11 protein-coding genes are annotated in these 10,627 nt (G+C 56.6%); 7 read left to right on the forward strand and 4 right to left on the reverse strand.

Annotated features, from left to right (window positions below; translation table 11 throughout):
* Positions 1-2 precede the first annotated feature (2 nt).
* From hisD to hisIE, 7 genes are read left to right on the forward strand one after another with little or no spacing between them, the layout of a single operon-like run.
* Positions 3-1,310: a histidinol dehydrogenase gene (hisD, locus tag ADK28_RS21840; protein ID WP_048796636.1), complete on the forward strand. Its 1,308-nt coding sequence runs from the start codon at positions 3-5 to the stop codon at positions 1,308-1,310.
* A complete protein-coding gene (gene hisC, locus ADK28_RS21845) occupies positions 1,307-2,395 on the forward strand; it encodes a histidinol-phosphate transaminase (RefSeq protein WP_033640854.1) in 1,089 nt (362 codons plus the stop codon). Before hisD ends, hisC begins: the two co-directional genes overlap by 4 nt.
* Complete coding sequence (hisB, locus tag ADK28_RS21850) at positions 2,392-3,459, forward strand: bifunctional histidinol-phosphatase/imidazoleglycerol-phosphate dehydratase HisB (protein WP_016928404.1); 1,068 nt, start codon at positions 2,392-2,394, stop codon at positions 3,457-3,459. The genes hisC and hisB overlap by 4 nt, the downstream gene beginning before the upstream one ends.
* Positions 3,459-4,049: an imidazole glycerol phosphate synthase subunit HisH gene (hisH, locus tag ADK28_RS21855; protein ID WP_048796637.1), complete on the forward strand. Its 591-nt coding sequence runs from the start codon at positions 3,459-3,461 to the stop codon at positions 4,047-4,049. Before hisB ends, hisH begins: the two co-directional genes overlap by 1 nt.
* A 5-nt stretch (positions 4,050-4,054) precedes the next feature.
* The gene (gene hisA, locus ADK28_RS21860; protein ID WP_033640856.1) at positions 4,055-4,792 is read left to right on the forward strand and encodes a 1-(5-phosphoribosyl)-5-[(5-phosphoribosylamino)methylideneamino]imidazole-4-carboxamide isomerase; all 738 of its coding nucleotides are present in this window, start codon (positions 4,055-4,057) and stop codon (positions 4,790-4,792) included.
* On the forward strand, positions 4,774-5,550 hold the full coding sequence (hisF, locus tag ADK28_RS21865) for an imidazole glycerol phosphate synthase subunit HisF (RefSeq protein WP_016928406.1): 777 nt from the start codon (positions 4,774-4,776) through the stop codon (positions 5,548-5,550). The genes hisA and hisF overlap by 19 nt, the downstream gene beginning before the upstream one ends.
* Positions 5,544-6,164: a bifunctional phosphoribosyl-AMP cyclohydrolase/phosphoribosyl-ATP diphosphatase HisIE gene (gene hisIE / locus ADK28_RS21870; RefSeq protein WP_048796638.1), complete on the forward strand. Its 621-nt coding sequence runs from the start codon at positions 5,544-5,546 to the stop codon at positions 6,162-6,164. Before hisF ends, hisIE begins: the two co-directional genes overlap by 7 nt.
* Positions 6,165-6,237: 73 nt before the next feature.
* Here the strand turns inward: hisIE and gndA are convergent, their stop codons facing one another.
* From gndA to ADK28_RS32260, 4 genes are all read right to left on the reverse strand, one after another.
* Complete coding sequence (gene gndA / locus ADK28_RS21875) at positions 6,238-7,644, reverse strand: NADP-dependent phosphogluconate dehydrogenase (protein ID WP_004938815.1); 1,407 nt, start codon at positions 7,642-7,644, stop codon at positions 6,238-6,240.
* A gap of 175 nt (positions 7,645-7,819) precedes the next feature.
* Entirely contained in the window at positions 7,820-8,935 is a 1,116-nt protein-coding gene (locus ADK28_RS21880) for an acyltransferase family protein (protein ID WP_158523361.1), read from the reverse strand.
* A 108-nt stretch (positions 8,936-9,043) separates the two neighbouring features.
* On the reverse strand, positions 9,044-9,862 hold the full coding sequence (locus tag ADK28_RS30470; RefSeq protein ID WP_075202120.1) for a glycosyltransferase family 2 protein: 819 nt from the start codon (positions 9,860-9,862) through the stop codon (positions 9,044-9,046).
* A gap of 304 nt (positions 9,863-10,166) precedes the next feature.
* Positions 10,167-10,627 (reverse strand): hypothetical protein (locus tag ADK28_RS32260; protein ID WP_048796641.1); only part of this gene is annotated, 461 nt, incomplete at its 5' end.

Here is a 10,627-nt window from a genome sequence, read left to right on the forward strand (position 1 = left end):
CCATGTCGACCTTCAACACGCCGATCGATTGGGCGACCAGCAGCGCCGAACGCCAGACCGAGCTGCTGATGCGCCCGGCAATCGTCGCCTCCGACAGCATCACCCGCACAGTGAGCGAGATCCTCGACAACGTGAAGGCCAACGGCGATCGGGCGCTGCGCGACTACAGCGCCCGTTTCGACAAGGCGGAAGTCTCGGCGCTGCGCGTCAGCGCCGAGCAGATCGCCGCCGCCGCCGCGCGGTTGGGCGACGACATCAAACAGGCGATGGCGGTGGCCGTCGCCAACGTGGAAACCTTCCACAACGCGCAGCGACTGCCGCCGGTGGACGTCGAAACGCAACCGGGCGTGCGCTGTCAACAGGTGACCCGCCCTATCGACTCGGTGGGTCTGTATATTCCCGGCGGATCGGCGCCGCTGTTCTCCACCGTGCTGATGCTGGCGACGCCGGCGCGCATCGCCGGCTGCCGCCGGGTGGTGCTGTGCTCGCCGCCGCCGATCGCCGATGAGATCCTGTATGCGGCGCAACTGTGCGGCGTGCAGGAAGTGTTTCAGGTCGGGGGCGCGCAGGCGATCGCCGCCCTGGCGTTCGGCACCGAGAGCGTGCCGCGCGTGGCGAAGATCTTCGGGCCGGGCAACGCCTTCGTGACCGAAGCCAAGCGGCAGGTCAGCCAGCGCCTCGACGGCGCGGCCATCGACATGCCTGCCGGCCCTTCGGAGGTGCTGGTGATCGCCGACGCCGGCGCCACCCCGGCATTCGTCGCTTCCGATCTGCTGTCGCAGGCCGAACACGGCCCGGATTCGCAGGTGATCCTGCTGACGCCGGACGCGGCGATGGCGCAGGCGGTGGCCGACGCGGTGGAAAGCCAGCTGGCCGAGCTGCCGCGCGCCGAGACCGCCCGTCAGGCGCTGGCGAGCAGCCGCCTGATCGTAGCGCGCGATCTGTCCGAGTGCGTGGCGATCAGCAACCGCTACGGCCCGGAGCACCTGATTATTCAGACCCGCAATGCGCGTGAACTGGTGGACGGCATCACCAGCGCCGGTTCGGTGTTCCTCGGCGACTGGTCGCCGGAGTCCGCCGGCGATTACGCCTCCGGCACCAACCACGTGCTGCCGACCTACGGCTACACCGCCACCTGCTCCAGCCTGGGGCTGGCCGATTTTCAAAAACGCATGACGGTGCAGGAACTGACGCCGCAGGGCTTCAGCAACCTGGCCGCCACCATCGAGACGCTGGCTGCCGCCGAGCAGTTGATCGCCCACAAGAATGCCGTGACCCTGCGCGTCGCCGCCCTGAAGGAGCAAGCATGAGCATCGAAAAACTGGCGCGCGCCAACGTTCGCGAGCTGACCCCTTATCAATCGGCGCGCCGCCTCGGCGGCAAGGGCGACGTGTGGTTGAACGCCAACGAATACCCGATCGCGCCCGAGTTCCAGCTGACCGCGCAAACCTTCAACCGCTATCCGGAATGCCAGCCGGCGCAGGTGATCGAACGCTACGCCGCCTACGCCGGGGTGAAGAAAGAGCAGGTGCTGGTCAGCCGCGGCGCCGATGAAGGCATCGAGCTGCTGATCCGCGCCTTCTGCGAGCCGGGCAAAGACGCCATTCTGTTCTGCCCGCCGACCTACGGCATGTACGCCGTCAGCGCCGAAACCTTCGGCGTGGAGCGCCGCACCGTGGCCGCCAAAGAAGACTGGCAGTTGGATCTGCCGGCCATCGCGGACAGCCTGGACAACGTAAAGCTGATCTACGTCTGCAGCCCGAACAACCCAACCGGTAACCTGATCGATCCGGACGATCTACGCAGCCTGCTGGAGCTGGCCAAAGGCAAGGCGATCGTCGCGGTGGACGAAGCCTATATCGAGTTTTGCCCGCAGGCTTCGGTGGCCGGCTGGCTGAGTGACTACCCGCACCTGGCTATTCTGCGCACGCTGTCGAAGGCCTTTGCGCTGGCCGGCCTGCGCTGCGGCTTTACGCTCGCCAATGAAGATCTGATTGCCCTGCTGCTGAAGGTGATCGCGCCTTACCCGCTCTCGACGCCGGTGGCGGATATCGCCGCGCAGGCGCTGAGCGAAGAAGGTATCCGCACCATGCGCCAGCGCGTCACCGACATCGCAGCCACCCGCAGCTGGCTGCAGCAACAGTTGGAGAAATGCGCCTGCGTCGAGCAGGTTTTCGCCAGCGACAGCAATTACCTGCTGGCCCGCTTCACCGCCTCAAGTAATGTGTTTAAAAGCTTGTGGGATCAGGGCATTATCTTACGAGACCAAAACAAACAGCCCGGGTTGTCCGGCTGCCTGCGCATCACCATAGGCACCCGCGACGAATGTCAACGCGTGGTGGACGCCTTGTCCGCCCTGCCCGGCGCCAACCAGACTCGCCAGGAGCCAATGTGAGCCAAAAAATCCTCTTTATCGATCGTGACGGCACGCTGATCGCCGAGCCACCGGAAGATTTCCAGGTTGACCGCCTGGACAAGCTGGCGCTCGAGCCAGACGTGATCCCTTCCCTGCTGGCGCTGCAACAGGCGGGGTATCAGCTGGTGATGATCACCAATCAGGATGGGCTCGGCACCGCCAGTTTCCCGCAGGAAACCTTCGATCCGCCGCACAACCTGATGATGCAGATCCTCAGCTCCCAGGGCATTCAGTTCACCGATGTGCTGATCTGCCCGCACCTGCCGGCGGACAACTGCGACTGCCGCAAGCCGAAAACCGCGCTGGTGAAGGGCTACCTGGAACCCGGCGTGCTCGATACCGCACACAGCTACGTGATCGGCGATCGGCCGACCGATGTGCAGCTGGCGGAAAACATGGGCATCCAGGGGCTGCGTTACCAGCGCGGCGTGCTGGGTTGGAAAGAGATCGTGCGCCAGCTGACCCTGCGTGACCGTCACGCGCGGGTTAACCGCGTGACCAAAGAGACGCAGATCGACGTCAACGTGTGGCTGGATCGCGAAGGCGGCAGCAAGATCAAAACCGGCGTCGGCTTCTTCGACCACATGCTGGATCAGATCGCCACCCACGGCGGTTTCCGCATGGAGATCGACGTCAAAGGCGACCTGTATATCGACGATCACCACACGGTGGAAGACACCGGCCTGGCGCTGGGTGAAGCCCTGAACAAGGCGTTGGGCGACAAACGCGGCATCGCCCGCTTCGGCTTCGTGCTGCCGATGGACGAATGTCTGGCGCGCTGTGCGCTGGATATCTCCGGCCGCCCGCACCTGGAGTACAAGGCCGAGTTCAACTATCAGCGCGTCGGCGATCTCAGCACCGAAATGGTCGAGCACTTCTTCCGTTCGCTCTCTTACACCATGGGCTGCACGCTGCACCTGAAGACCAAGGGCAAAAACGACCACCACCGGGTCGAGAGCCTGTTCAAAGTGTTTGGCCGCACGCTGCGCCAGGCGATCCGCGTCGAGGGCAATACCCTGCCGAGTTCGAAAGGAGTGCTGTGATGAACGTGGTGATTTTGGATACCGGCTGCGCCAACCTGGCCTCCGTCACCTACGCGGTGCGGCGCCTGGGCTATCAGCCGGAGGTGAGCCGCGATCCGGAGATCGTGCTGCGCGCCGACAAGCTGTTCCTGCCGGGCGTCGGCACCGCGCAGGCGGCGATGGATCAGCTGCGCGCGCGCGATTTGATCGAACTGATCAGGGCCTGCACGCAGCCGGTGCTGGGCATTTGCCTCGGCATGCAGCTGCTGGCGGCCAGCAGCGAAGAGAACGGCGGTGTGACCACGCTCGGCCTCATCGATACGCCGGTGAAGCAGATGACCGACTTCGGCCTGCCGCTGCCGCACATGGGCTGGAACCAGGTGTCCGCGCAGGCGGGCCACCATCTGTTCCGCGGCATCGATGACGGCGCCTACTTCTATTTCGTACACAGCTATGCGATGCCGATATGCCCCAGCACCATCGCCCAGGCGAACTACGGCGAGCCCTTCACCGCCGCCGTGCAAAAAGACAATTTCTTCGGCGTGCAGTTTCATCCAGAACGATCTGGAGCGGCCGGCGCGCAACTGTTGAAAAACTTTCTGGAGATGTAGGCAGCATGATTATTCCGGCTTTGGATTTGATCGACGGCAACGTGGTGCGTTTGCATCAGGGCGATTACGGCCAGCAGCGCGACTACGGCAACGATCCGCTGCTGCGTCTGCAGGACTATCAACAACAGGGCGCGCAGGTGCTGCATCTGGTCGATCTGACCGGCGCCAAGGATCCGGCGGCGCGCCAGATCCCGCTGCTGCGCAAGCTGCTGGCGGGGGTTGACGTGCCGGTGCAGGTCGGCGGCGGCATCCGCAACGAACAAGACGTCAGCGCCCTGCTGGAGGCCGGCGCCACGCGCGTGGTGATCGGCTCCACCGCGGTGAAACAGCCGCAGTTGGTGCAGAGCTGGTTCGAGCGCTACGGCGCCGACGCGCTGGTGCTGGCGCTGGACGTGCGCATCGACGCACAGGGCGTAAAACGCGTGGCCATCAGCGGCTGGCAGGAAGATTCCGACGCCACGCTGGAACAGGTGGTGGAGCAGTTCCTGCCCTACGGGCTCAAGCACGTGCTGTGCACCGATATTTCGCGCGACGGCACGCTGGCCGGTTCCAACGTGGCGCTGTATCAGGCGATCTGCCGCCGTTATCCGCAGGTGGCCTTCCAGGCCTCGGGCGGCATCGGCAATCTGGACGACATCGCCCAGCTGCGCGGCAGCGGCGTTGCCGGCGTGATCGTGGGGCGCGCCCTGCTGGAAGGTAAATTTAGCGTTGAGGAGGCGATCGCATGCTGGCAAAACGGATAATCCCGTGCCTGGATGTTAAAGACGGGCAAGTGGTGAAAGGCGTGCAGTTCCGCAACCACGAAATCATCGGCGACATCGTGCCGCTGGCGCAGCGCTATGCGCAAGAAGGCGCGGACGAGCTGGTGTTTTACGATATCACCGCCTCGAGCGATGGCCGGGTGGTGGACAAAAGCTGGGTGTCGCGCGTGGCGGAGGTGATTGATATTCCGTTCTGCGTCGCCGGCGGCATTAAAAGCGCCGAGGACGCCAGCCAGATCCTGTCTTTCGGCGCCGATAAGATTTCGATCAACTCGCCGGCGCTGGCCGATCCTGAGCTGATTAGCCGCCTGGCTGAACGCTTTGGCGTGCAGTGCATCGTGGTGGGCATCGACACCTGGTTCGACAGTGAAACCGGCAAGTATCACGTCAACCAATATACCGGCGACGAGAGCCGCACCCGAATCACCCAGTGGGAAACCCTCGACTGGGTGCAGGAAGTGCAGCGCCGCGGCGCCGGTGAGATCGTGCTGAACATGATGAACCAGGACGGCGTGCGCAACGGTTACGATCTGCAGCAGCTGCGCCGGGTGCGCGAGGCCTGCAAGGTGCCGCTGATCGCCTCCGGCGGCGCGGGCACCATGGCGCACTTCCTGGAAGCGTTCCGCGATGCGGACGTCGACGGCGCGCTGGCGGCATCGGTGTTCCACAAACAAATCATCAATATCGGCGAACTGAAAAGGTTCCTGGTTGAACAAGGCGTGGAGATTCGCGTGTGCTGACAGAACAACAGAGAAACCAGCTGGACTGGGAAAAAACCGACGGCCTGATGCCGGCCATCGTACAGCACGCCGTTTCCGGCGAAGTGCTGATGCTGGGTTACATGACGCCGGAAGCGCTGGCGACCACCGAGCAAAGCGGCAACGTCACCTTCTTCTCGCGCACCAAGCAGCACCTGTGGACCAAGGGTGAAAGCTCCGGCCACTTCCTCAAGGTGGTCAGCATCACGCCGGACTGCGATAACGACACGCTGCTGATATTGGCCACCCCGATCGGCCCGACCTGCCACCTCGGCAACAGCAGCTGCTTCCACCCGGCCGCCAGCGACTGGACGTTCCTCTATCAGTTGGAACAGCTGTTGGCGGAGCGCAAGCACGCCTGCCCGGACAGCTCGTACACCGCCAGCCTGTACGCCAGCGGCACCAAGCGCATCGCGCAGAAGGTCGGGGAGGAAGGCGTGGAAACCGCGCTGGCCGCCACGGTCAACGATCGCGAAGAGCTGACCAACGAAGCTTCGGACCTGATCTATCACCTGCTGGTGCTGCTGCAGGACCAGGATTTGGATATGAGCGCGGTGATCGGCCGGCTGCGCGAAAGGCATCAGAAAAAAGCGTGACGTTAAATCACGCGCAATAAAAAAGCCGCCGGGGCTAACCTCGGCGGCTTTTTTTATCGCTCAACGGGCGGGATTATTCCATCCATTCGGTATGGAACACGCCTTCCTTGTCGATACGTTTATAGGTGTGCGCACCGAAGTAGTCGCGCTGCGCCTGGATCAGGTTCGCCGGCAGCACCGCAGAACGGTAGCTGTCGTAGTAGGCGATCGCGGCGGAGAAGGTTGGCGTAGGAATGCCGTTCTGCACGGCGTAAGCCACCACGTCACGCAGCGCCTGCTGGTACTCGTCGGCGATTTGCTTGAAGTATGGCGCCAGCAGCAGGTTGGCGATATCGGCGTCCGCCGCGTAAGCGTCGGTGATCTTCTGCAGGAACTGGGCGCGGATGATGCAGCCGGCGCGGAAGATCTTGGCGATTTCGCCGTAGTGCAGATCCCAGTTGTTTTCTTTAGACGCGGCTTTCAGCTGAGAGAAGCCCTGCGCGTAGGACACGATCTTGCCCAGATACAGCGCGCGACGCACTTTCTCGATGAATTCAGCTTTGTCGCCGGTGAACGGCGCCACTTTCGGGCCGGTCAGCACTTTAGACGCGGCAACGCGCTGATCTTTCAGCGAGGACAGGTAGCGCGCGAACACCGATTCGGTGATCAGCGACAGCGGTTCGCCCAGATCCAGCGAGCTCTGGCTGGTCCACTTGCCGGTGCCTTTGTTGGCTGCTTCGTCCAGGATCACATCGACCAGGTATTTACCCTCTTCGTCTTTCTTGGTGAAGATGTCTTTGGTGATGTCGATCAGGTAGCTGTTCAGTTCGCCCTTGTTCCACTCGGCGAAGGTTTCGGCCAGCTGCTCGTTGCTCAGATTCAGCGCCTGTTTCAGCAGAGAATAGGCTTCGGCAATCAGCTGCATGTCGCCGTATTCGATGCCGTTGTGCACCATCTTCACATAGTGGCCGGCACCGTCTGCGCCAATGTAGGTCACGCAAGGCTCGCCTTCCGCAACCGCAGCGATTTTCTCCAGGATCGGCGCCACCAGCTCGTAAGCTTCTTTCTGGCCACCAGGCATGATGGAAGGCCCTTTCAGCGCGCCCTCTTCACCGCCGGAAACGCCGGTACCGATGAAGTTGAAGCCCTGGTCGGACAGTTCGCGGTTACGGCGGATGGTGTCCTGATAGTAGGTGTTGCCGCCGTCGATCAAGATATCGCCCTTGTCCAGGTGCGGAGTCAGCGAGGCAATGGTTTTATCCGTTGCTTCGCCCGCTTTCACCATCAGCAGGATGCGGCGCGGTTTTTCCAGCGATTCGACAAACTCTTCAACGGTGTAATACGGCGCCAGGTTTTTGCCCGGGTTCTCAGCGATCACTTCGTCAGTTTTGTCGCCAGAACGGTTGAAAATGGAAACGGTGTAACCACGGCTCTCGATGTTCAGCGCGAGGTTGCGGCCCATTACCGCCATGCCGACAACGCCGATTTGTTGCTTGGACATTTAGGAACTCCTGTCTGAGGATGACCCTGCCGGCAACGTCGGCCAGCAGGTTTTGTGATGTGGCACACATGTTAACTCAGGATTGAGCCGCGTGGGTAGTGATTGGTGCGATAGGTCACATAATTGTCTTCTAGTCAGACGGTTAAATGTGCTACCACGGTGCAATGGCTGAAACTTACTTCTTGATGAAATGTTTTTCAAAGAAGTGCCACGATAATGATGCCATTAGCAACGTTAGCGCCAATACAAGTGCAAGTGATTGGCCATGGGTTAACCAATCCAATTTCTTGATAGAAAGCAAGATCGGTAGATGCCATAAATAGATACCATAAGAAATCGTTCCGCAATAGTAAAGCGGATACAATATTCTTTTTAGGAATGGTGTAATCTTAAGTGAGCATAGTGTCAAAACAATCATGCCGAACGCCGTCGCCAGTAATGTCCGGAAGAATATAACCATCAAAGGATAGTTCCAGAAAGATGCGTACTTCAGGTATATATACATTGCACCTGTCGTGAGTGCGACGGCCGCACACATTAAAGAAACTGTAGAGTACTTTCTGTTGGAAACCAATCTATGGCCAAATTCAGACGTGAGCAACCTGGCAAGCAAAATACCCACAGCGAATTCGTCTAACATACCTGGAAGCTGAGTTGCGCTGACAAATAATTTGAAAACGCCTAGTGGTTGCTGTATATCGACGAGATACACTGCAGCCAAGCGCCATGCATATGAAATGCCCAACGAGCAGAGTAACAACACCCACCATTTAACATGCTTTAACCAATGTGCGGTGAGCGCAATAAGTATATAAAATTGCATCTCAACACCGAGCGACCAGTTGCTTCCATTAATCGCACCGTGCAAGTCATAACTAAGGTTATGTATAAATAGTAAATGAGAGGTCAGGTTTATTGCAAAATGATTAAAGAGAAGATAAGGAGAGATAAAAATAACAAAAACAGCCAGCGTCAAATAATGAAGAGGTATGATTCTATTGATACGACGCTTCATAAAAGGGAAAAAGAATTTGTCTTTTCCGCTTCTATCCAGTTGATTAAAGGCTGACATAGCGATAACAAAACCGGAAATAACGAAGAACATATCAACCCCCATCCAACCAAAGCGAAACCACAACCACGGCCAATTGGTAGGGAAAGAGGTCCAGTTAAAATGCTCTATGACATGATAAACAACGACAGATATCGCGGCAAAGCCTCTGAGGATATCAATTGAATCAAAGTGATATTTAACGTTCTGAATTTTTGTTTTTTGCTGTATTGGTTGCATCGCTATCTTGCCCTTAATAAGACAAATCATTTAGATACAAGCTCAAAAGTCATTCACGACTTGATCTTGAAAATTCCATAGTTAAATTGTAATTAATTTTATTCTTACTTACGGATTAACCTGTTTTCTTGGCAACTGACTCAGGCAGCTCTGATTAAGGAATTCTTTATCTCTGTCGAAGAACCATCCCCATTTATTAAAGTACTTTATTGCAGAAACGATATGGTATACAAGAAAACGCTTATCTTGATAAGAGCGACGCTGAGATTCATGAACAACCAAGGACTCAGGGAAATAACGTGTCTTATGCTTTAAACAAATTCTACGTGAAAGATCGACATCTTCAAGATACAGAAAAAAACGAGTATCAAAATATCCGACATCCTGAATTGCCTGATTGCTCACCAACATAAAACAACCGGAAAGAGACGGCGCGAAGAAAGGCTTAGTATAATCTGCGCAATGCAATTCATACCGCTGATTTAAAGAACGTGAGAAACGGGAAACAAATCGACGAGCAAAAAGTTGATAAGGCGAAGGTAACAATTTACAACCATGCTGCAGCCGTCCATCTGGATAGACGATTTTAGGAATGGCCAATCCAAGGTTCTCCAATTGACTGAATCGGAAGAGTTTATCTACCTCTCCCTTCTCAAAGGCGATATCTGGATTGCAAATCAAAAAATAATCAGCGAGATTCTTAAATTTTTCAAAAACAGCATTATGGCCAGCACCAAACCCCGCATTATCTTTCATTCGAATGATCTCGAGCTTTGGCTCATTAAAATTTATAAGCCAATCACAATAACTGCCATTGTCAACGATGACCAGTTTAGAAATACTTTCCTCTGCCAGAAGAGAATCCAATGTCTTCTGAACAGATTTATATTCATGTCGGTACAATACAAGAGATGCAATTATTTTCACTTAACATACCAAGGTTTAAAATACAGCCAGGGGGAAAATAAACTTCCTGAAGAGTTCTAGATGAATCATTGACACAGCTAAATCTGCCAGCACACTTTTCATCATAAAGCAGTACGCTTTAACACTGGCTAAACGCTGGAAATATTATTTTCATCGTTCACCACTAACCTATGCGCTAAAGATATTCACCGTTCTAAATTTCATATCTAAAACCTCAAGGCTAATTTTAGAGATGAACTACGTTAAAAAGCCCCGTACATAACTATGGCTATGTACAGGGCCTACAGCGAGCAACAGGACGAATTTAGTTCAGAAAGCGACGTTTAATACCTTTGATGCCTTCATTCTTTAATACTTCCCATCCTTTCTTGCCCATTGTGACGCCAGTGCGGGGGTTGGAAAGCGAACGTTTAACAATGCCAATAAAACGATCTTTATCAAATTCTGCATTGCCGCCACGGAATCCAGGAGTAAGCACCGTGCTGAACTGACGCAATGCATCATCTTTACTGCCATTATCGAACAGCTCAGGGTATTCTTTTGGACCTTGCTGCAGCCACCACTGGTTATAGGTATTCGCATCAAACGGCGTAGGGAAAGCTTTTTGCAAATCAATACGCTCACGGTAAACCAGACGTTGCGCCTTTGAAATGGCAGAGCCATCGGAATGCAGGCCATAAGCCCAGACCACTTTGGCTAAAGGATCCTGCGCAAGATTCTTCGTCTGATCGTCATACCAATCAATCAGTTTGTGCACATCAGAAT

Source organism: Serratia sp. 506_PEND, from assembly GCF_001076875.1.
Taxonomy (GTDB): domain Bacteria; phylum Pseudomonadota; class Gammaproteobacteria; order Enterobacterales; family Enterobacteriaceae; genus Serratia; species Serratia marcescens.